We start from the raw sequence: 21,806 nt of genomic DNA, 5'->3' as shown, positions 1-21,806 counted from the left end.
ATGCGACAGGCTCGTTTTTTAAATACTTATCAACAAAAATCAAATTACACTTGTTTATTATATACGCCTTATAATCAGATACTTGAGAAAAAGCACACAAAAAGTGTGGACAACTTTTTCATTTTGTGGAAAAGATTATTTGATTTTCTTCAATCTTTGTTTTGTCTAAATGGATTACCAATAGTCCGTTTTTGAAAGTCTATTTCTGAACCAGAAATGCGCATTCCTACATCACCTTCAATTGTATTTTTGTGGGTAAGAGTTGACTCCAACCAAAACACAAATAGATTAGACTATTTCAACCACAATGTTAACCCAATATTATGCCCATATGAGCACATTATTTTTTTGTAGGTGGTATCCAAAAAAAAGGAAATCAAAGCCATCAAGGTGCTTAGAGCATATATTGGAAAATTTATATTTTCAGTTTCCGGTTCGAAATACCATTGGGTTAAGTTAAATCAAAGTTTTACGAACAACAGTTTATAAAATATGTTGAATCAAAGAAGTATAATGACGAGCTTCAACGGTTGAAAACAGAATTGCTAATCAAGATCAAGTATTATGATTTACAGTAAAGCATTATTAATCTCATTCCTTTTAATAGTTGGAGGCTCGAGCCAAACTCCACAAGGTGTTAAAATAGGAGATATCGCTCCAGATTTTAATCTTAAAAACGTAGATGGCAAAATCGTTTCACTCAACACCAATAAAAATGTAAAAGGCTACATCATTGTTTTTACCTGCAATACTTGTCCTTATTCTGAAATGTATGAAGATAGAATCATCGCTTTACACAACAAATATTCAGCTTTGGGCTATCCTGTAATTGCAATTCAGCCCAACAACCCAAAAGTTTCTGTAGGAGACTCTTATTCTAAAATGAAAGAAAGAGCTAACGATAAGGAATTTCCATTTGCCTATTTAATAGACACCGACAGCCAAGAAACCACAGCCGCTTATGGAGCTACTAACACCCCTCAAGTATTTGTGTTGAATAAGGAAGCCTCTGGCTTTAGAGTTGGCTATATTGGTGCCATTGATAACAACAGTCGCAATCCAGAAGCGGCCACTAAACGTTATGTAGAGAGCGCTGTAGACGCCCTTTTAAATGGACAAAGCATAGAGACCAATAGCACGAAAGCGATTGGCTGTACTATAAAATAAAAGGCTAAACCTGTGTAGAGTGTCTTTCTAGTATCTTCAAAATATCATCGAGATACTCTCTTGTATTAGAAAGTCGAGGAACTTTATTTTGGCCGCCCAGCTTACCCCTACTCTTCATCCACTTATAAAAAGTGCCCACCTCTGCTTTATGAACTATAGGGCTGGTCAATGCCATGTCTTTATAACGCTTGGCGTCATAATCTGAATTGATTTCGCGAAGCTTTTCATCCAAAAACCTTGTGAAATCCTCTAGACTAGAGGGCTCTTTTTCAAACTCGACCACCCATTCGTGAGCAGCCTTTTCATCCTGGCTAAAGTATTTAGGAGCTGCAGTAAAGTTGTTTATTAAAGCACTCGTTTTTTCGGCAGCAGTGGCAATTCCTCTTTCTGCGTTTTCCACAACCAGCTCTTCTCCAAATGCATTGATATAATGCTTTGTTCTACCTGAAATTCTAATTCTATAAGGTGAAATAGAGGTAAACTGAACCGTGTCTCCAATTTTATACCTCCATAAACCAGCGTTGGTAGAAATCAGTAAAGCATAATTTTCGCCTACCTCTACCTCTTCTAAGCCTATTACTTTGGGCGAATCGCTATGGATTTCAGCAAAGGGTATAAACTCATAAAAAATGCCATAATCAAGCATGAGTAACATCTCATCAGAGCCAATTTGGTCTTGAATTCCAAAAAAGCCTTCCGATGCATTATATGTTTCCATATAGTGCATTTGGTTTGAAGGAATCATTTTCTGAAAGATGTTTTTGTAAGGGCCAAAAGCCACAGCTCCATGAAAAAACACTTCCAAGTTTGGCCAAACATCAAGAACATTATCTGTTCCTTTCAGCTCCATTATTTTCTGAAGCAGAATAATTGTCCAAGTAGGCACACCCGAAATACTGGTCACGTTCTCGTCCATGGTGGTTTTTGCCATCAATTCGATCTTCGCTTCCCATTCATCCATTAGAGCAATATCTAAAGCAGGAGTACGGACAAACCTAGTCCAGTAAGGAAGATTTGACATGATTACCGCAGAAACATCTCCATAAAACGATTCTTGGCTGGTATCGAATTGGTTTACCTGTTGGCTTCCGCCAATCGTCAGCCCTTTGCCATCAAACATCCGAGTTTCGGGGTTGTTATTGCAGTAAATAGAAAGCATATCCTTGCCTCCTTTAAAGTGGCATTCTTCTAAAGCCTCATAAGAAACAGGGATGAATTTACTCCTAGCATTGGTGGTACCTGATGATTTAGCAAACCACTTTATATCTGATGGCCAAAGCAAATTTTGCTCACCCATCATGTTCCTTTCTATATAGGGGTTAATTTCTTCATAAGAGAAGACGGGAACGTTCTTTCTAAACTGCTCTTGATTTTGAATATCTGCGAAGCCATGAGTACGGCCAAATTCTGTATTTCGAGCTGTGGTAATCAGTTTTTTAAATAACTCATCTTGAACCTCCAATGGGTATTTCATGAAAAGGCCGATTTGGTACATCCGCTTTTTCATTACCCATGTTAGTATTGAATTAATGATTGCCACTTATACTTTCCGCTTAAGTTCAAAATTTTTGCCTAGATACACCTTTCTCACTTGCTCATCTGCTGCTAGTTCTTCTGCCGTACCGGCCTTTAAAAGTTTACCTTCAAACATAAGGTAGGCTCGGTCGGTAATGGATAGGGTTTCGTTTACGTTGTGATCTGTAATCAGAATGCCTATGTTTCTCTGCTTCAACTTAAAAACTATAGACTGAATTTCTTCTACAGCAATGGGATCTACTCCAGCAAAGGGTTCGTCAAGCAATACAAACTTTGGGTCTACAGATAAGGCTCTTGCTATTTCTGTTCGTCTTCTTTCTCCTCCAGAAAGCACCTGCCCTTTGTTTTTTCTTACATGGGTAAGGCTAAATTCTTCTAAAAGAGATTCCATTTTTTCCTTCTGAAGTTTCTTAGGCAGCTTTGTCATTTCAAGTACTGCCATAATATTTTCTTCTACCGTAAGTTTTCTGAAAACACTGGGTTCCTGGGCCAGATATCCGATACCTAATTTGGCCCTTTTAAACATAGGCAGAGGAGTGATATCTTCATCTTCAAGATAGATATTTCCTTCATTAGGCTTAATCAAGCCCACAATCATATAGAATGTAGTGGTTTTTCCTGCTCCATTTGGTCCAAGCAAACCAACGATTTCTCCTTGCTCTACTTGCACGGAAACATCGTTAACTACTTTTCTTTTTTTATATGTCTTGACGAGATTGTCGGCTCTTAACTTCATGATGGAATGGCAAAAATAGAATAATCATTCAAACTTAATATCCTTAATGAAGAGTTGAAGACTCTTATGTCCTCTAAAATCGTTCTCTTCAATGGTATAGGCCATGTGAAATTTCATGCCAGATTTTACCAAATCGAAATATTCGCCCAAGCCAAAACCTATGGCGTCAATTGAAGCGTTAGTTCCCTCTTGTTTTACTGTAAACTTAAGGTGTTGTTCTTTCAACACTTTTACATTTTCAGCATGAACGTTTTCAGAAACAAAAACGGGTTGCATGTTTTGCGGCCCAAATGGTCCCATCTGCCTAATAGTTTCATAAAACTTAAAGTTGATGTCGTCTAAAAAAATGACCAAATCAATTTTGATGGCTGGAACAAGCTGTTCTTCGGTAATTGTACTGGCCACTACCGACTCAAATCTTTCTTGAAAGGCCTCCACATTTTCAATTTCCATAGTGACACCAGCCGCATACATATGTCCACCATATTGATTGAGTAAATCGGCACATTCGGTTATGGCATTGTATACATCAAAACCCATTACTGAACGAGCCGAGCCAGTTACTTTTCCGTTGGATTCTGTCAAAATAACTGTTGGACGATAATGTTTTTCGATACAGCGAGAAGCCACAATACCTATTACTCCCTTATGCCAATCTTCTTTATATAACACGGTTGATTTTGCATTGAGTAGCACCTCATCCGACTGAATCATTTGCAAGGCCTCTTCGGTAATTGAGTTATCGAAATCTCTGCGCGCATCATTCTTATCGTTGATAAGCGATGCTTTCGCATCTGCATCTTCTTCAGTTTTGGCTAAAAGTAGTTTTACCGAAGCTCTTGCGTGGTCCATTCGGCCAGCGGCATTTATTCTTGGGCCAATACCAAAAACGATACTCGAAACCGTAAAATCATTTTTATTCTTACAGAGATCTACCAAGGCCTTCAATCCTGGCCTGGGGTCTTGGTTTAGTTTTTTGAGGCCGAAATAGGTGAGCACCCTGTTTTCCCCAGTAATCGGAACAATATCAGAAGCAATACTCACTGCCAGCAAATCGAGGTACTGAAAAAGGCCCTCTTGCGAAATTTCTTTCTTTTGGCAATAAGCCTGCAACAGCTTAAAGCCCACACCACAGCCCGAAAGTTCTTTATAAGGATATTCGCAATCTGATCGCTTAGGGTCTAATACAGCGTAAGCCGCTGGAAGTTCATCGCCTGGGGTATGGTGGTCACAAATAATTACATCAATTCCTCCTGCTTGGGCTTGGGCAACCCTGTCGTGGGCTTTAATGCCACAATCTAGTGTAACAATAAGTGTAAAGCCGTTTTCAATGGCATATTCAATTCCGGTTTTAGAAACACCGTAGCCTTCTTTGTATCTATCTGGAATATAAAACTCAAGTGTATCGTGTGTCTCGGAAAGAAAACCGTAAAACGTGGCCACAGAAGTGGTTCCGTCTACATCGTAATCGCCATAAACGAGTATTTTCTCACCATTCTCGAGTGCCGAAGACAACCGATCTACAGCACGATCCATGTCTTTCATCAGAAAAGGGTCGTGCAATTGATCTAACTGAGGCCTAAAATAAGCTTTGGCCTCTTCATAATTTTTGATTCCCTTTTGAGCAAATAAAAAAGCTAGATTTTCTGATAGGCCAAGGTTTTCCTGAAGGGACTGTACCAACTCTGCATCTGCTTCATTATTAAATAGCCACCTCTTTTCCATGTATAAAAATAGTAAATATTGAACCTAAAAAGGATATAAAAAAGCAGTGCTTCAATAAATAAAGCACTGCTAATTTCTTATGTATGAAATGTTTACTTCGTTTTTTCTGCAGTAGGAAGCACCTCTTTAAGCGGTACTCTTTTGCCATCTCTGTAAGGTACAATCCAAGCATCTTCAACACCCATTTCTCTTAGGTATCTTTTTAGAACATTGGCGTCCTCGTAATTCCTAAAGTTGCCAATTACATATTTGCGTAAATCATCTGCTCCTTCTTCTGCAAAATCTTTAGAAGTATCTGCGTATTTTTTTAAGTCTACTTTTCTAAAAGCACCTACTTGTACCTTGAATACAACACCAATGCTGAAATCTTCGCCATTGATGATGTCGGGGTTATAAGCAGGACGTTTGTCATTTTGAGCCTTCAAGTTCTCTACTTCTTTTTGGGAAGCTTGATAGGCGGCTTGCATTCTAGTTACTTGTTTTTGCAAATCACCAATCTGACCATCCTTAGCACTCAGCTGTGTTTCAAGCGTTTGAATATCACTCAAAGCTCCAGCATTAGCTGCCTTTAGTTTAAGATGTTCCTCCGAAAGCGCCTTAAAGTCTTCTGGAGACATGGCTTTTTTCTTCTTCTTCCAAATCTTCATTTCTTGTTTGAAAGCCTTTTTTTCTGCCTTGGTCATTTCTTGACCAATAGCGGCTGTGGCAATAAACATGCCCAGCAAAAGCGTGAAAAATACTTTAGAAGTTTTCATCTTATCTTTGATTTATTTGAGTGAAACCCATTAAATGACAAATTATAACTTTAATGTCAGCTTTTCAAACTTCCGATCATATCTTCTGGCCTTACCCATTCGTCAAATTCTTCGGCTGTTAGGTATCCTAAATTAACGGCTTCTTGCTTTAAGGTAGTTCCATTTTCATGCGCGGTTTTCGCAATTTTAGCGGCTTTTTCATAACCAATTTTGGTATTTAAGGCCGTAACCAACATTAGCGAATTATTCAAATGTTGTTGAATACTGTTATAGTTTGGTTCAATTCCAACTGCGCAATTCTCTGTGAAAGAAACGCAAGCATCACCAATTAAACGTGCCGACTGTAATACATTGTATGCCATCATTGGTTTGAACACATTCAGTTCATAATGCCCTTGTGCACCGCCAACAGAAACAGCCACATCATTACCCATTACCTGAGCACAAACCATGGTCATGGCCTCGCACTGTGTTGGATTTACTTTACCCGGCATAATCGAAGAGCCTGGTTCGTTTGATGGTATAATGATTTCACCAATTCCTGAACGAGGTCCAGAGGCTAACATTCTAATATCGTTGGCAATTTTATTCAAAGAAACAGCCATTTGCTTCAAAGCTCCGTGGGTTTCTACCAAGGCATCGTGAGCTGCAAGTGCTTCAAACTTATTTTCAGCAGTAACGAAAGGGTGGCCAGTAAACTCAGCTATTTTCTGAGCTACCAGTTCAGAATAACCTTCTGGAGTATTAATTCCTGTTCCTACCGCAGTACCCCCCAAAGCCAATTCAGAAAGGTGTTCTAAAGTATTTTTTAAGGCTTTCAAGCCATGATTCAATTGAGAAACGTAGCCCGAAAATTCTTGTCCTAAAGTAAGTGGTGTAGCGTCCATTAAATGGGTACGGCCAATTTTTACCACCTTCATAAACTCTTTTGATTTTGCCTGAAGCGTATCTCTTAACATTTCCACTCCCGGAATAGTCGTTTCTACAATCATCTTGTAGGCCGCTATGTGCATACCTGTTGGGTAGGTATCATTAGACGACTGTGATTTATTCACATCGTCATTTGGGTGAACTTCTGTTTTGCCTTCGCCTAATTTATGCCCAGCAATTACATGCGCTCTATTGGCTACTACTTCGTTCACATTCATATTTGACTGCGTTCCTGAGCCTGTTTGCCAAATTACCAACGGAAATTGGTCATCGTGTTTTCCTTCTAAAATTTCATCACACACTTTTGAAATAAGGTCGCGCTTTTCTACCGACAAAACTCCTAAAGCGTGATTGGTATGGGCTGCGGCTTTTTTAAGATATGCAAAACCATATACTACCTCAAGTGGCATACTGGCCTCTGGACCAATTTTAAAGTTGTTTCTAGAGCGCTCAGTTTGGGCTCCCCAATACTTGTCTGCAGGAACTTTAACGTCCCCCATGGTATCCTTTTCTATTCTATATTCCATGTGATGAGATTTTATTCAATTCAAAATTAGGCAATGAAGCACTAGTTAGAAAGTAATTCGGAGATGTTATTCACCGATTATTTAAAACTGCTGAATAAGATGGTCGAAAACATTGTGCGTTTACCGAGTTCAGGCGTTCGTTCACCGAATTGAGCCAACAAAGACAGGCTAAAGCCACGTACATTTGAATGTGTTTCAAGCCCAAAGGTCAAAAAACACTGGTCAATTAAACAACAACAATTACTCAAAACAACAACCACAGCAGGCAGAACTTTTTCTGCCTGCATTTAACTAAAAAATTATGTCACAGTCAGCTAGTAAAAGGTATATAGTCGGAGCGCTATTTCTTGTCATCGGGTCTCTTTGGACTTTAGATAACATTGGTGTCCTTAACATTCGTCTTCCTTGGTACTTTACCGAATGGTATTCAATTCTAATTCTTATCGGTATTTTAATTGCCACAGTAAGAGAAAAAGTAGGTTTGGGTTTAACGTTGGTAGCCATAGGAGCCGCCTTCTTAATAAGAGATGTATACTATCTTGACTTTAGAGACATCTTCGAATTCTGGCCTGTTATCTTCATCATTATCGGTGGATCACTTCTTTTCAGAAGAGGGATAGATAAAGACGGTTCTAGTGAAAAAAAAAATACTGAGTCAGAAATAGATGGCGTAGATGAAATCGCGATTTTTTGTGGAGCAGAAAGAAAAGTTACCTCGAAACAGTTTAGAGGAGGAAAGTTGACTACCATTTTTGGTGGAACCGAACTGAACCTTCTAAACGCAGAACTTGCCAGCGGCACGAATATTTTGGATGTATTTGTTTTGTTTGGCGGAACTGAAATTAGAGTTCCGTCCGACATGAATGTGAAAGTACAGGTAACTGCAATTTTTGGTGGCTTTTCAGACGAAAGAAAGGTAATCACTGAAAATGAAGCCAACAACGGAAAAGAACTAGTAGTAAAAGGATTAGTGCTTTTTGGTGGAGGCGAAGTAAGGTAAAACGGTAGCTTAAATCTAGAGTATTGAGTTAGAGTTGGTCGCTCTTGATTCAATACTCTTTTTATTTTTTACCAAAGCCTTAAAAGAAATCGCTAATTTTCGTTTCGTTTAGATTTCTATGAATCACCCTTTTATAAAGAACAAAGGCATTATTTTTTATACCGCAGCGTGGTTATTCATTGCCATTCTATTTGGGCTGGCGCTAAGGTATTTTTACGATTTCAGTACAAAAGAGGCAAACATTGATAGCTTCATTTTTAACGGTGCTTTCTATTGTTTAGGCCTCGCCTTTTGGTTTGTAGTACGTTATAACTCCTTCGATTCGTCCCAAATTCTCAACCTTATTGTAAGTCATTTGGCCGCGGCAGCACTTTCTGTAGCCGCTGGGGTTTTTATTACAATAACAGTTTTAAAAAACATATTACCACAAACTGAGGAATCGTTGGTTTATCTGAATAGCTCTATTGTTTGGCGGTCGGGTTTAGGTTTGCTCTACTACGCGGTGCTTATTTTGGTCTATCACCTTATAAAATATTATGATGATTTAAGGGATAGAGGCCAACAGCAAGCACAGCTTGAAACCATGCTGAAAGAATCAGAATTAGAAATGCTGAAGTCACAGATCAATCCTCACTTTATATTTAATAGCCTTAACTCCATTGCATCGCTTACCATAACGGCTCCAAACCAAGCACGCGAAATGGTGGTAAAGCTTTCTGATTTTCTTCGCTATTCCTTAGGTAAAGAAAATCATCAGCTGAATACTTTGGAAGAAGAAATGGCCAACCTGATGCTCTACCTAGAAATAGAGAAAGTCCGTTTTGGCGATCGACTTCAAGTAGAAACTCAAATTGAAATTGACGCTTTAAGCCTCACTTTACCCAACCTTATTCTTCAGCCCTTAATTGAAAATGCGGTTAAACATGGCATTTACGAAAGCTTAGAAGATGTGACCATTCGGGTAACAGCAAAAACCGAAAATGGTATTCTTCGCCTTTCCATGACCAACGAGTTCGACCCAAAAGCCGTGAGCAAAAAAGGAAAGGGCATTGGACTTAAAAATGTGCGTGAACGTTTGCGCGTCATCTATGGTGTACCGAAATTGGTGTTTACCGAAACCAACGAAAATCTATTTACCGTCCGTTTAGACATTCCCCAACCCAGCGAAAAATGATCAAAGCCATAATAGTTGACGATGAAAAATTAGCCCGCGATATTATCAAGGCCTATTTGCAAAACTTTGCTCAAGTGGAAGTGATTGCAGAATGCGGTGATGGTTTTCAGGGTTTAAAGGCTATTCAGGAACACGAACCAGATTTGCTTTTTCTGGACATTCAAATGCCCAAAATCACGGGTTTTGAAATGCTAGAGTTAATTGAAAACCCTCCAGTGGTGATCTTCAGCACCGCTTTCGATCAGTATGCTATCAAAGCTTTTGAACTGAACGCCACAGATTATTTGCTAAAACCTTATGCTGAAGAGCGCTTTAAAGGAGCGGTGCAAAAAGCAATTGATAAAATTCAAACCAAAACTTCTACCCAAAAAGAAATTGAGACCTTAACAGAAAAACGCGAAGAGCTTTCGGAAGGCATTGATCGGTTGGTGGTGAAAACGGGAAACAAAATCCATATCCTTGGCTTAGACCAAATTGCGCATTTTGAGGCGCAGGATGATTACGTGGCCATTCATTCAGACCAAGGAAAATTTTTGAAATTGATGCGTATGAAGCACCTGGAAGACAACCTTCCTTCTGACGATTTTATTCGTGTGCATCGTTCTCACATCGTTTCCATTAAACACATAGAAAAGTTAGAACTCTACGAAAAGGACTCGTATTTACTCAGCCTAAAAACAGGTGCTCAATTGCCCGTAAGCCGCAGCGGGCACAGTAAGTTGAAAGAGGTGTTGAGGTATTGAAGTGTTGAAGTGTTGAGGTGTAGACGTGCCGTTTTAAGCTTTTCAACCTATTTTAGGACAAGAAAGTCCACCCCCTGCCCCCGCCAGCGGGGGATAATTACATCAGATTCCGTTGATACTTTTGTGCTCCACCTTTTTTGTTAACTATCATAGCAGTCCCTCCTTTCTCTTGCGCCCGAAGCTTCAGCGAAGGAGCAGAGGAGGGTTGGAATGTGATCAAAATTATCCTCCTCTCCAAACAAAAAACCCCTTCCAATTTCTTGAAAGGGGTTCAAATATCTTTTTAATTGAATTAGGTTTACCAGCTTCCGCCAGAACCGCCACCTCCGAAGCTTCCGCCACCGAAACCGCCAAAGCCGCCTCCACCACCGAAGCCAGAGCCTCCACCAAATGAGCCTCCGCCTCCACGAAAATTGTCCCATTTGTCGTTATGATTTCCACCTCCGCTGCCCATCATAAGCCAAGCCCACCATGGAATACCTCGCGAACCATGACTATTACCTCTTCTTTTTCCCACCAAAGCCGGAATGATAAAGAAGAAAAGAATAAACAGCGTGAAGAATGGAAAACCACCACCGCCATCTCCAGTTCTTCCGCTCGCTACATCATCAGAAGTATATTCGCCAGAGGCCAGTTTAAAGATCACCGTTGTGGCATCGTCTAAGCCTTTATAGAAGTTACCTTCTCTAAAACGTGGAGTCATATAATCTTCACGAATGGTGTAAGTTGCGGCATCGGTAATAGAACCTTCCATACCATAGCCAGAAACAATAGCCGCCTTTCTATCATTAATGGATACAACTATAAAGATCCCATTATCTTTATTCGCTTGGCCAACACCCCATTTTTGCGCTGTTTGCTGAGCAAAATCCACCACCTCGTATCCACCCAGTGACTCTACAATAAGAATTGACACTTGGGTTGAAGTAGTATCCTCGTAATTCAAGAGTTTTTGCTCAAGCGCATTCGCTTCAGCAGTTGATAAGGTTGTGCCCGTAAAGTCATTCACTAATCGCTTTTGGCTAGGCTTTTCTGGAATTCCCTGCGCAAAAGCAAGTGCTTGACTGAAGATTAAGGCTATGGTAAGTAAGTATCGCATATTAGTTTTTTCCGAATGAGATGTCGTCTGACAGTTCGTTTTTGTCGTCCTTTTGATAGGGGAAATGCTCTTTTAGCTTTTCTCCCGCACATAGGATTCCTTCCACCAAACCTGTAGTAAGATTCCCGTTTTTGAAATGGGCCAACATTTTATCCTTGGTGGTATCCCAAAAATCATCCCCCACTTTTTGATTAATGCCGGCATCGCCAATAATGGCAAAGCGGTGATCTTTCACCGCCATGTAAATCAATACGCCATTTCTAGCATCCGTTTTATGCATTTGCAACTTAGAAAACATTTGGGAGGCCCTATCGAGTACATTTTCCGTTTTGCAATGGTTTTCTAAATGTACTCGAACCTCTCCGCTGGTGTTCAATTCAGCTTCCTGAATTGCCGCTTTGATTCTCTTTTTCTGGTCGCTACTGAATAAATCCTCGGCCATTAGTCAAAAGTTACTTCTGGTGCTACATCAGACCCTGGCTTTGACTCAAAGTATCCCTTCTTCTCAAAACCAAACATACCCGCAATGATGTTTTTAGGGAAGGTTTTGATGAAAGTATTGTATCCTTGAACCGCTGTGTTGAAATTTCTTCTTTCTACAGCAATTCTATTTTCTGTTCCTTCTAATTGAACTTGAAGCTGACTAAACTGAGTGCTCGCTTTTAAATCAGGGTAGCGCTCTACTGTTACCAAAAGTCTGCTCAAAGCTGAACTCACGCCTTGTTGTGCTTGCTCAAATTGGGCAATGGCATCCGGGCTTAAGTTTTCTGGGTTGATGCTCACCGAAGTAGCTTTGGCCCTCGCTTCAATAACACCTGTTAAAGTCTCTTGCTCAAAATCGGCATAGCCTTTTACTGTGTTTACCAAGTTGGGGATAAGGTCAGATCTTCTTTGGTATTGGTTTTCAACTTGCGCCCAAGCACCACTGATGCTTTCCTCGCGTTGAACCATTCCGTTATAAGATCCTTTAAAAGTAGAGTAACCGATAATGACCACAAGGGCAACCACGATTAAAACAATCCATTTCGTTTTCATAATTTTTAGTGCTTTAGATTAAAGTACGTTCTTAGGCCTGCAAGATATATGCTAACTTTGTTTTCGGACAATATGGCGGATAAACGTATTGAAAACAGAGTTGTGATCGCTGTAATAGTTAAAGATTATCCTTTCAATGGTTTTCTTCTTGCCGAACGAATATTGATAAGTTGTATTTGATTCGTTTTCTTAACTAGCCTGTAAGTGAGTATGGTGTATTTATTAATTGGGCCTCGATAAACGTTTTCTTGCTTTTCCGTTTTTTCAAGCATTTCTGGATAGAGTTTAAGCAACTCAAAAAATTCTGTGGATTGTTTAACAAAGCGTTTTACTTCCTTATCAGTAAAGTTCTTCTCTAAATATTTAATGGTATTATCGAAGCCAGCAATTGCGCGCTTTGTCCAAACTATCTCTAACGCCATTTGTCGTATTTAGACATTACCTTATCATGTGGTATTAGCTCTCCTTTGTCAGCCTGCGCCAAACCTTCGTTTATTTCAGACTTTTCATCCTCACTAATTTCATCCCACCAATCTATTTCTTTAGATTTTTTAAAAGCCACTAACTCAGAAATAGTATTCGAATCCCTCAAACTAGCCAGCCATTCAATCAACCTTAATTTTTCCGCCTGAATATCCATACATGAAAGTAACGAATTCTATGGAAAATAGTAAATCGAAAGTTTGAAGCCAATTCCATTAAGTATCTTCAGTTATCTTTGGTCACATTCAATATTGAGTAGAAAGCAACAAAATAATGGATAACGATTCTTTTAGAAAACACGCCCACAGCCTTGTGGACTGGATGGCCGATTACCTACAAAACGTAGAAGAATATCCTGTTTTACCCGATGTAAAGCCGGGTGATATAAAAAAGCAGTTCCCGAAACTACCGCCTGAGCAGTCGGAGCAATTTGAGGCCATTTTTGCCGATTTCAAGCAACAAATTGTGCCAGGAATGACCCACTGGGAAAGCCCCAATTTTATGGCTTACTTCCCTGGCAATAAAAGTATGCCTTCCATTTTGGGTGAAATGCTCACTGCTACTTTAGGTGCACAATGCATGATTTGGCTTACCTCGCCTGCCGCAGCCGAGTTGGAGGAGCAAATGATGGAATGGATGAAAGAAATGCTGGCCTTGCCAAAGCATTTTACGGGTGTAATTCAAGATACCGCTTCTACCGCTACGCTTTGTGCCATTCTTACTGCGCGAGAAAAAGCTTCGGGTTATAAAGTGAATGAAGAAGGTTTCTCTGGAGCAGAAAAATACATAGTGTACGCTTCAAACCAAATCCATTCTTCCATTGATAAGGCGGTCAAAATTGCAGGCATAGGTTCCAATAACCTTCGTAAGGTAAATGTAGATCACGCTTTTGCCCTAGACCCAGCCCATTTAGAAGCATTGATCAAGGAAGACATAGCTGAAGGAAGAAAGCCACTTTGTGTAGTTTCAGCCATAGGGACTACCAGCACAACGGCCATCGACCCAATTATGGCCATTAGCAAGATTTGCCAGAAATATGATATTTGGCACCATGTAGACGCAGCTTATGCGGGCACTGCTTTGGTATTGCCAGAAATGCGATGGATGGCAGAAGGCGTTGAGCTTGCAGATTCCTTTGTTTTCAACCCACATAAATGGATGTTCACCAATTTTGACTGCACGGCTTATTATGTAAAAGACCCTCGTGCTTTAATCAATACTTTTGCCATTTCGCCCGATTACTTAAAAACTTCGGTAGATGATGAGGTGAAGAATTACCGAGATTGGGGCGTGCCTTTGGGTAGAAGGTTCCGAGCACTTAAGCTCTGGTTCGTAATTCGTGAAATGGGTGTTGAGGGTATTCAAGCCAAAATCAGAAAGCATATTGCACTTGGTCAGTGGCTGAAAACCGAAATTGAAAAGCACCCTGATTTTGAGCTTTTAGCACCAGTTCCACTAAACACAATTTGTTTTAGGTTTGCTCCAAATATTAGCGAGGACAAACTGGATAGTTTGAATGAAGAAATAATGAACAGGGTAAATGCTACTGGAAAGCTCTTTTTTGCCCAAACCAAATTGAACAATAAGTTTTCGTTACGGCTGGCCTTTGGAAATACAAACCTAGAAGCCAAACATGTAGAAAACGCTTGGGCTTTAATTCAAGAAAAAGCAAAAGGGGTTTTGGCCAGTGAATACTAACCAGAAGGAATGATTAAAGGCCAATTTTTAGTTGACCTATGAAATAAAGAAAGGGGGAGAAATAGACTTAGTGCTCTCCTTCTTTTTTCTTCTTTCCTTTAAAAAGGGCATCGTGCTGACTTAAAGCAGCTACAAAGCCAACAAGAATTACAACAATCCAAATAAAGGTATTAGCTCCAGAAGCAATTGGTGGGTCGAATAACATGGTTTCTTCTTTTATTATGGGGGGCAAAGATAAATCAAAATGCCAATGTTAAGAAACTGTTCACGAATTTTTAACAGCCTTGTAACATTCTGTTCGTTTAAGGAACAAAAATGTAATATAAACTTAACTAATTAAAAGGCCGTTCAAAGGGCTGATCGTTCTAGTTTTACGTAAGAATTGGAATCAAAATGAAAAACACACTCCGCGAAGAGCGCAAGCGAAAAAAGATAACTCAGGAACAACTGGCCAGCCTTGCAGGAGTATCGCGACAAAGCATCAATGCAATTGAGCGCGGTAAATACACGCCATCTACCACTCTGGCCCTTAAAATTTCTGAGATTTTCAATACTACAGTAAACCGATTGTTTGAGCTAGAACCGATGGATTACCAAGCTAAGTAATTAAACCATACTGTCTTGTGCCATTTTTTCAGAGGCTTCGGCCATTCTTAAACGCTCTACAAACTCGCTAATTTCGCCATCCATCACGGTAGGTAAATTGTGTTGAGAATAACCAATTCTGTGATCTGTAACGCGGCCCTGAGGATAATTATAAGTTCTAATTTTATCGGACCTATCGGCACTGCCTACTAAAGATTTTCGTTTTCCTGCCTGTTCGTCTTCCTGCTTTTTCAACTCAATTTCGTACATACGCGAGCGAAGAACACTCAATGCCTTATCGAAGTTTTTATGTTGGGAACGCCCATCTTGGCATTCTACCACAATACCCGTAGGTATGTGCGTCAGTCGAACAGCGGATTCTGTTTTGTTTACGTGCTGACCACCCGCGCCTGACGAACGATAGGTGTCTTTCCGAACATCTTTCATATCGAGGTGAACATCCACATCTTCCACTTCGGGTAAAACTGCTACTGAAGCAGCTGAAGTATGTACTCGCCCTTGAGACTCGGTTACAGGAACACGTTGCACACGGTGAACGCCCGATTCAAATTTTAAAGCTCCGTAAACATCTTCGCCTGAAACGCCAAAAGTGATTTCTTTAAAACCACCAGAAGCCGCCTCGTTTACATTGATGAGTTCCTTCTTCCAGCCTTTGCTTTCAATGTACCTGTCATACATTCTGTATAAATCACCAGCAAAAATTGCAGCTTCATCACCACCAGCACCTGCTCTAATTTCCATGATTACATCCTTAGAATCATCAGGGTCTTTAGGAATAAGCATTACCTTTAGCTCTTCTTCTATTTCCTCTTTTCGCTCAGACAGTTCACTGATTTCCATTTTGGCCATCTCACGAAACTCTTCATCTTTTTCAGTTTTCAGAAGTTCTTTGGATGACTCAATATTTTCATTCACATTGATATATTCATCATAGACCGTCACAATCTTCTCTAAGTCTTTGTATTCCTTGTTCAGTTTAGAGTAATGCTTCATGTCTGTCATGGCATCAGGCTGTACAAGGAGCTGACCTACTTCTTCGAATCGTGCTTTAAGTGTCTCTAGCTTGTCAATCATATTTATGCGAATTAATCCACAAAATTAACAAACAATTGACAAGGCTGTTAATTTTACACCCAACTGAGTAAATATTTTATTTCATGAAAAAGCTAAGCATCGTAATTCTCGCTCTTTTGGCTTTCAATTGTTCTAACCAAAAGGTAGATACAAAAAAGGCGCTTCAAGACATGAAAAGCCAGGAAATTCAGGTGGTGTCGGATGTGCAAATCATTGAAAAAGCCAAGGAAATAGGCGATAGTATTTCCGCTAAACTCAAGGTAAATCTTGAAGAAGAAAAAGTAGTCTGGACAGCAGTCGAATCAGCAGATATTGAAGTAAATGGTTTTGCTTTCAACGAAGAAAATAGCTTAGAGGGAAAAGGGAAAGCCATTTATGAAGCTTACCAATACAATAGTAAAAACGACACTAAATCGCCTGCAAACGTTCAATTCATGGAAGACACCCAATTTGTATTGTATTCATCTGCTATGGTAGCAGAAGGCAAAGAAGTGGGAATGTGGTACATAAAAATTCCGCGTAAAACGATTGTTTTGAGCGTTTCCCAATAAAGGCTATTTTCCGCTTAGTGTCTGGTATCTAAAACAGTCTGTGGTATGGTCCATTACTAAGCCGCAGGCTTGCATATAAGCATACATTATTGTACTGCCAACAAATTTAAACCCTCGCTTTTTCAAATCTTTGCTCAGTGCATCTGATTCAGGGGTAGTGGCAGGCACTTGCTTCATGCTTTCCCAAGCATTCACAATGGGCTTTCCGCCTACAAAAGACCATACGTATTTGTCGAAAGAACCGAACTCTTTTTGCACTGCTATAAATTTCTGGGCATTAATCACCGTTCCAGCCACCTTTAGTCGGTTTCGAATAATGGCGGGGTTTTGAAGTATAATTTCTACTTCGGCTGGAGTAAATTCCGCAACGGCCTCCACATTAAAATCGGCAAATAGCTGACGATAGCCTTCTCTTTTCTTCAAAACGGTCGACCAACTTAAACCTGCTTGTGCGCCTTCTAAAATCAAAAATTCGAAATGCGTTTTATCGTCATGCACAGGCACGCCCCATTCCTCATCGTGGTATCCTTCGTATTCTTCAAAGGTGTTTTCGCACCAAGCGCAGCGTTTTTTCATACTATGAAATTAAGGAATATTAATCTGAATTTAAGCTAGTTTTAATACGAGTATTTTAGGTTCGAAGAAATTTAAGGTTATGAAAAATCGTTTTACTTTTTTGTTATTCGCTTTACTACTTTCTATTCCAGTAGTGGGTCAAGAAATTCCTTCTAAAATGCTTGATTATGCAAAACGCTTTAATGATAAGTCTAAGCATATAGAGGTAACCTACCGTGGAAAGTTTATCAAGTCCATTTATGGTGATAGGACTATAGAAAGCTATTTAATTGGTGCCGTTTTCCAAAAAGAAAATGGAGACTTATTAAGTCTAACCTTCCCGGCTGAAAATGGGGCAATGATGAAACCTCTTATTGCTTTAAAGGAAACTGTTGAAATTAAAGTAAGTGGAGACCAAGAGTTTTTAGAAAAAGCTCCCTATAAAACCACTTCTACAAGAAAAGCAGAAAAAGAACTGAGTAAAAAGATTTCAGGAATAGGTTCTTTACTAGAAGTCAGAACGAAAAAAGAAGTTTTTTTAATCGAACGAAAGAGTATTGAAGCAAATAAAAGAGGTTTAAGAAATAGTCAAACTTTTGAAACAGTGATAGCGGCTAAAGTATTAAGTAGCACAAAAATCAAAGGACGTGAATATTTACTGTTTTTGGAAAACGGAGATAGCTTGCTAGCCAAAAAGTCTATATCAAACAATGACGATCATATTGAATCAAACTTTGTAAGCTATGTTCGCCCTGTTAAAAACTATATTGCTGGTTCTGTAGTAAAAACTAAGAACACCCTAGAAATGGCTCATGGAATGATCATTGGCACAAAGTATGGAAGTTCTATAATGCCTTCTTTCGGACAAATTTCTATGTTCTTAGATCATAAAACAGGCATTGCAAATGAGCTTATTCCAAATGAGTTTGGACTAATTTCTTATTTGAAGACGCAATCGGACAGCGAGAAGGTTACTTATAGGTTTAGTGAAAACGATGCAAAAGCAATTGATTCTTTCATTCAGAAGCACAAAAACGAAGAGCTTACACTTTTCTATCGTAACCGCACAAACAATGGCTATTTCCGTAGTGAACACTATAATTTTCTATATGCCTTATGCACAAATAAGGACACCCTCCGTTTATACGGTTTTGCCCAAGCAAAAGAAAATTACGAAACGGAGTCTGAAGAAGTAAGCGGAGTGGTAACCGGCATTGACTTAGAACGAGTAAATAAAGATGATGTATTAAGAGGCGTGGTTTTAGATGACAAGTCTTACATTAAGATTAGTACCCGAATCGCTTCTTCTATTTCAAACCTAATTAAAGAGGGCAAAACGATTAAAATCGAAGGTTGGAAAAGAAAAGGGTTTGAGGGAGAAATTAATAAATTGGGCTACAGTATTTTTATCCCTTCAAAAATCACTGTAGACGGAACAACTTTTAAAGACCAAGTAAACCTTACTCGCTCCCTATGAAAATTCTCTTAATAGAAGACGAAGTCAAGCTGGGTAATTTTTTAGTAAAAGGCTTAGAGGAAGAAGGCTATTCTGTTGCGCATGAAATTAATGGCAGCGAAGCCTTAGAAACGGCAGCCACCAACGATTTCGACTTGATACTTTTAGACATTATGCTGCCTGGTCAAAATGGTTTTGAGGTGTTGAAAAACATGCGTGAGTTTTCCATACATACGCCCATCATTTTTATGAGTGCTTTAAATGAAAGTGAACACGTAATCAAAGGGTTGGATTTAGGTGCGATTGATTACGTTAAAAAACCCTTCGATTTTGAAGAATTGAAGGCCAGAGTAAGAAATGTGCAAAGAAAATTCGGCTCAACACGGGCTTCAATTCTTCAGGTAAAAGACCTTAAAGTAGATTTGATTAAGCGCGAAGTAACCCGAGCCGATCAATTAATCGAGTTAAGTAAGCGAGAGTTCTCTATCTTAGAACTGCTGTTGAGCAACACCAATCGCGTGCTTTCCAAATCAGAAATTACCCAGAAAATCTGGAACATCAATTTCGACCGTGGAAGCAATGTGGTGGAGGTGCACATGCATCAGCTCAGAAAAAAAATAGACTTTGATTTTGAACCCAAGCTGATAGAAACCCAAGTAGGTTACGGCTATAAAATTCAAGGTGAACTCATAAAAAGTTAAGCTTGCCGCAGATTCAGTTTTTTAAAAGTATTCGATTTAAGATTGCTGCGGCCTTCTTCGTTGTCTTTTTTGGCATTTCGCTCGCCTTTAACTATTCCCTTTTTCAATCCATCCGAAACAGCCTCATCAATGCTTTTCAGAATAGTGGAAAAGTTGAAGCCTTGAGCATTTTAAACGGAGTAGATGATGAGCTGACGCAAATTCCCGTTACACAAGAAGACCAGCCCATTCAACTGTGGTTTCGCAACATGTTCGAAAGCCAAATGGTGTATGAGCGGCCCGATTTCCCCGAAATATTCTCTTCTGTTTTTGTTGAAATTGAACAACCAACTTTGGAGGGGCAAACTTCCTTGATGGAATTCATCAAGATCGATTCGTTTACTTATTGCATTGCCCGAAGGCCTTTGGATGAAAGCACCGGTGCGCAAATCAGTTTGGTGCTGGCCAAGAACAATCAAGTTGTCTATGATGAAATTTCTGCCTTAAAGTCCAGGTTGATTTTTGCCAACTTGGGTGCTGCGCTGATTGCATTTATCGCTGCCATATTAATTGCTCATTTTACTTTAAAGCCGCTGCAAAAATTAATTGCCACGGCCCAAAGTGTAAAGGCCTCGCCTCAAATGGATCGTTTACCCGTTTCTTCTGCGAATGATGAAATCACTCAGCTTTCGGCCACGATGAACGAAATGATTTCAAGGATTGAAACTTCCATTCGTAGCCAGAATCAGTTTTTCGCCATGGCCGCCCATGAACTGCGAACCCCTTTGGCCAATATGCAGTCGGAATTGGAGTACAGAATGGGCTCGTCTGAAAAAGAACTAAGTCAGGATACGCTCAATAGCTTACGCGAAGAAGTGATTAGACTAAAAAACATTGTGCAGGATTTCCTGCTGATGAGTCAGCTCAAATCTGAAACGCTAGTGTTGCGCAAATCCAATTTCAGATTAGACGATTTGATTTATGATATGCTGGAAAGAATGCGACCAGCTTTAGGCACAAAAAAATTCGACATCAAGCTTTCCATCAATGCAAATCCTGAAAAACTCTCTATCAATGCGGACAGGGAAAAGCTAGAAGGTGTGCTCGTCAACCTCTTCGATAACATCCGAAAATATGGAGAAAGTAAGCAAGCTGTTTCGGTTGAAATCTCGGAACAAAGCGGAACGATTTCTCTTCAGATTCAAAACGGAATTGCCGAAAATATCGATTCGCTACAGAAAGGAATGGGGCTTGGTTTACAAATTGCAAAGCAGGTCATAGAAAAGCACAACTACCAGTTTTTACTTTTAAAAAGTAAAACAAATTTTACTATTGAAATAATATTCCATAGTTAATGCACATAACTGGCGGCATTCACATCAATGGTGCAGCCTGTAGCATGATCCATTAACCCGCTGGCCATAAGCGTTACTAGAGGTGCTAAATCCTTCGGCTCAGTCAATTGATTCAATGCAATATCGTTCAGGGCAAACCCTTCGCCATATTGATCCATAAAATCTTGCGCCATGTCGGTTCTTACAAAACCAGGCGCAATGGTAAATGCTTTGATTTCATTTTTACCGTAAGACCGAGCAATGGAACGCGTAAGCGCTACCACTCCTCCTTTCGAAGCCGCATAGGCCAAGTAATCAGCAGTATCTCCACGAAAAGCCGCACGTGATGAAATATTGATAATTCTTCCTCCGCCATTCTCTAAGAAGTGTTCGATGCTTTTTTTACACAAAAGTCCAGTAGCCTGAAGGTTCACGTTCATGGTAAACTGCCAGTCGTTTAACCAGTCATCATCTGCTTTCACTAAATCAGAAGAAATGGCTACTCCCGCATTGTTAATCAACACATCCAAACCATTCATTTCCTTTATTACTTGTTTAAACAAGTTTATTGTTTCAGATGTGTTAGAAAGATCGGCTTGAAAAAGCCTACAACTTGGATTCAGCTCATTTAGAATGGATTGTGCTTGTTCTTCATTTGAATTATAGTGAACAGCCACAGCAGCGCCAGCGTCTGAAAGCTGTTTGGAAAGAGCGCGGCCAATGCCCCTCGAACCGCCCGTGACCAATATCACTTTCCCTTTTAATGAAATCTCCATGATTCAATCTATTTATTCCTTTCAAATTAATTCAAAAACTAGGCTTCTTTCTTACCGTCAAAATCATTTAGTGGTTTGGAAAAGGCTGAATCAATCTATCTTAAGCACTTGTTTTCATTTTGATCAGAAGCGCAAAACCTTTAATATTCTACTTCGATTAAGCTAA

24 protein-coding genes are annotated in these 21,806 nt (G+C 39.6%); 10 read left to right on the top strand and 14 right to left on the bottom strand.

Translation table 11 applies throughout. The features are described 5' to 3' along the window. Positions 1 to 564: 564 nt before the first annotated feature. Complete coding sequence (locus OB69_RS00510; RefSeq protein ID WP_053221729.1) at positions 565 to 1,167, top strand: thioredoxin family protein; 603 nt, start codon at positions 565 to 567, stop codon at positions 1,165 to 1,167. A 4-nt stretch (positions 1,168 to 1,171) separates the two neighbouring features. Here the strand turns inward: OB69_RS00510 and OB69_RS00505 are convergent, their stop codons facing one another. The 5 genes from OB69_RS00505 to fumC form a co-directional block, all read right to left on the bottom strand. Continuing rightward, positions 1,172 to 2,707: a GH3 auxin-responsive promoter family protein gene (locus OB69_RS00505; RefSeq protein WP_053221728.1), complete on the bottom strand. Its 1,536-nt coding sequence runs from the start codon at positions 2,705 to 2,707 to the stop codon at positions 1,172 to 1,174. Continuing rightward, positions 2,708 to 3,439 carry an LPS export ABC transporter ATP-binding protein gene (lptB, locus tag OB69_RS00500; RefSeq protein ID WP_053221727.1) on the bottom strand — a complete coding sequence of 244 codons (732 nt, stop codon included), beginning with the start codon at positions 3,437 to 3,439 and terminating at the stop codon, positions 2,708 to 2,710. 24 nt (positions 3,440 to 3,463) lie between these two features. Next, entirely contained in the window at positions 3,464 to 5,164 is a 1,701-nt protein-coding gene (gene recJ / locus OB69_RS00495) for a single-stranded-DNA-specific exonuclease RecJ (RefSeq protein WP_053221726.1), read from the bottom strand. A gap of 92 nt (positions 5,165 to 5,256) precedes the next feature. After that, a complete protein-coding gene (locus OB69_RS00490; RefSeq protein ID WP_053221725.1) occupies positions 5,257 to 5,919 on the bottom strand; it encodes a hypothetical protein in 663 nt (220 codons plus the stop codon). 56 nt (positions 5,920 to 5,975) lie between these two features. After that, positions 5,976 to 7,376, bottom strand: coding sequence for a class II fumarate hydratase (gene fumC, locus OB69_RS00485; protein ID WP_053221724.1), 1,401 nt, complete (start codon positions 7,374 to 7,376; stop codon positions 5,976 to 5,978). A gap of 301 nt (positions 7,377 to 7,677) precedes the next feature. On the opposite strand from fumC, the gene OB69_RS00480 reads away from it, so the two are divergent. The 3 genes from OB69_RS00480 (at position 7,678) to OB69_RS00470 (ending at position 10,293) form a co-directional block, all read left to right on the top strand. Further along, positions 7,678 to 8,376: a LiaF transmembrane domain-containing protein gene (locus tag OB69_RS00480; RefSeq protein WP_053221723.1), complete on the top strand. Its 699-nt coding sequence runs from the start codon at positions 7,678 to 7,680 to the stop codon at positions 8,374 to 8,376. 118 nt (positions 8,377 to 8,494) lie between these two features. Next, a complete protein-coding gene (locus OB69_RS00475) occupies positions 8,495 to 9,550 on the top strand; it encodes a sensor histidine kinase (protein ID WP_053221722.1) in 1,056 nt (351 codons plus the stop codon). Beyond that, positions 9,547 to 10,293, top strand: coding sequence for a LytR/AlgR family response regulator transcription factor (locus tag OB69_RS00470; protein WP_053221721.1), 747 nt, complete (start codon positions 9,547 to 9,549; stop codon positions 10,291 to 10,293). Before OB69_RS00475 ends, OB69_RS00470 begins: the two co-directional genes overlap by 4 nt. A 298-nt stretch (positions 10,294 to 10,591) precedes the next feature. On the opposite strand, the gene OB69_RS00465 is transcribed toward OB69_RS00470, so the two are convergent. The 5 genes from OB69_RS00465 to OB69_RS00445 all read right to left on the bottom strand — a co-directional run bounded on the left by OB69_RS00465 (position 10,592) and on the right by OB69_RS00445 (position 13,067). Next, positions 10,592 to 11,392, bottom strand: a complete 801-nt coding sequence (locus OB69_RS00465) for a TPM domain-containing protein (protein ID WP_053221720.1) — start codon at positions 11,390 to 11,392, stop codon at positions 10,592 to 10,594. A gap of 1 nt (position 11,393) precedes the next feature. Further along, entirely contained in the window at positions 11,394 to 11,834 is a 441-nt protein-coding gene (locus tag OB69_RS00460; RefSeq protein WP_053221719.1) for a TPM domain-containing protein, read from the bottom strand. Then, a complete protein-coding gene (locus OB69_RS00455) occupies positions 11,834 to 12,427 on the bottom strand; it encodes a LemA family protein (protein ID WP_053221718.1) in 594 nt (197 codons plus the stop codon). The genes OB69_RS00460 and OB69_RS00455 overlap by 1 nt, the downstream gene beginning before the upstream one ends. 125 nt (positions 12,428 to 12,552) lie before the next feature. After that, positions 12,553 to 12,849 (bottom strand): type II toxin-antitoxin system RelE/ParE family toxin, encoded by a 297-nt coding sequence (locus OB69_RS00450; RefSeq protein ID WP_053221717.1) that lies wholly within the window; start codon positions 12,847 to 12,849, stop codon positions 12,553 to 12,555. After that, positions 12,840 to 13,067 (bottom strand): hypothetical protein, encoded by a 228-nt coding sequence (locus OB69_RS00445; RefSeq protein ID WP_053221716.1) that lies wholly within the window; start codon positions 13,065 to 13,067, stop codon positions 12,840 to 12,842. Before OB69_RS00445 ends, OB69_RS00450 begins: the two co-directional genes overlap by 10 nt. 116 nt (positions 13,068 to 13,183) lie before the next feature. Here OB69_RS00445 and OB69_RS00440 point away from each other — a divergent pair, with 116 nt between their 5' ends. After that, on the top strand, positions 13,184 to 14,608 hold the full coding sequence (locus OB69_RS00440; RefSeq protein WP_053221715.1) for a pyridoxal phosphate-dependent decarboxylase family protein: 1,425 nt from the start codon (positions 13,184 to 13,186) through the stop codon (positions 14,606 to 14,608). A gap of 67 nt (positions 14,609 to 14,675) precedes the next feature. On the opposite strand, the gene OB69_RS18520 is transcribed toward OB69_RS00440, so the two are convergent. Beyond that, a complete protein-coding gene (locus tag OB69_RS18520) occupies positions 14,676 to 14,813 on the bottom strand; it encodes a hypothetical protein (protein ID WP_157608446.1) in 138 nt (45 codons plus the stop codon). A gap of 188 nt (positions 14,814 to 15,001) precedes the next feature. Between OB69_RS18520 and OB69_RS00435 the strand changes: the two genes are divergently transcribed. Further along, on the top strand, positions 15,002 to 15,214 hold the full coding sequence (locus OB69_RS00435; protein ID WP_053221714.1) for a helix-turn-helix transcriptional regulator: 213 nt from the start codon (positions 15,002 to 15,004) through the stop codon (positions 15,212 to 15,214). Here OB69_RS00435 and prfA read toward each other — a convergent pair whose 3' ends face one another. Then, on the bottom strand, positions 15,215 to 16,288 hold the full coding sequence (gene prfA, locus OB69_RS00430) for a peptide chain release factor 1 (protein ID WP_053221713.1): 1,074 nt from the start codon (positions 16,286 to 16,288) through the stop codon (positions 15,215 to 15,217). An 83-nt stretch (positions 16,289 to 16,371) separates the two neighbouring features. Here prfA and OB69_RS00425 point away from each other — a divergent pair, with 83 nt between their 5' ends. Next, a complete protein-coding gene (locus OB69_RS00425) occupies positions 16,372 to 16,839 on the top strand; it encodes a hypothetical protein (RefSeq protein WP_053221712.1) in 468 nt (155 codons plus the stop codon). Positions 16,840 to 16,842: 3 nt separating this feature from the next. On the opposite strand, the gene OB69_RS00420 is transcribed toward OB69_RS00425, so the two are convergent. Then, on the bottom strand, positions 16,843 to 17,415 hold the full coding sequence (locus OB69_RS00420; protein ID WP_053221711.1) for a DNA-3-methyladenine glycosylase I: 573 nt from the start codon (positions 17,413 to 17,415) through the stop codon (positions 16,843 to 16,845). 79 nt (positions 17,416 to 17,494) lie between these two features. Between OB69_RS00420 and OB69_RS00415 the strand changes: the two genes are divergently transcribed. Genes OB69_RS00415 through OB69_RS00405 form a run of 3 tightly spaced genes read left to right on the top strand, consistent with a single transcriptional unit; the run spans position 17,495 to position 20,885 of the window. Then, positions 17,495 to 18,871, top strand: coding sequence for a hypothetical protein (locus tag OB69_RS00415; RefSeq protein WP_053221710.1), 1,377 nt, complete (start codon positions 17,495 to 17,497; stop codon positions 18,869 to 18,871). Then, positions 18,868 to 19,551, top strand: coding sequence for a response regulator transcription factor (locus OB69_RS00410; RefSeq protein ID WP_053221709.1), 684 nt, complete (start codon positions 18,868 to 18,870; stop codon positions 19,549 to 19,551). Before OB69_RS00415 ends, OB69_RS00410 begins: the two co-directional genes overlap by 4 nt. Before the next feature lie 2 nt (positions 19,552 to 19,553). After that, a complete protein-coding gene (locus tag OB69_RS00405) occupies positions 19,554 to 20,885 on the top strand; it encodes a sensor histidine kinase (RefSeq protein WP_053221708.1) in 1,332 nt (443 codons plus the stop codon). Here the strand turns inward: OB69_RS00405 and OB69_RS00400 are convergent. Next, positions 20,882 to 21,640, bottom strand: coding sequence for an SDR family NAD(P)-dependent oxidoreductase (locus tag OB69_RS00400; RefSeq protein WP_053221707.1), 759 nt, complete (start codon positions 21,638 to 21,640; stop codon positions 20,882 to 20,884). The two genes, OB69_RS00405 and OB69_RS00400, sit on opposite strands and share 4 nt — an antisense overlap. Between the last annotated feature and the right edge of the window lie 166 nt (positions 21,641 to 21,806).

Source organism: Roseivirga seohaensis subsp. aquiponti (genome assembly GCF_001267955.1).
In the GTDB taxonomy this organism is placed as follows: domain Bacteria; phylum Bacteroidota; class Bacteroidia; order Cytophagales; family Cyclobacteriaceae; genus Roseivirga; species Roseivirga seohaensis.
Note: the sequence above shows the minus strand (reverse complement) of the source record. Positions and strands in the feature narration are given on the sequence as shown.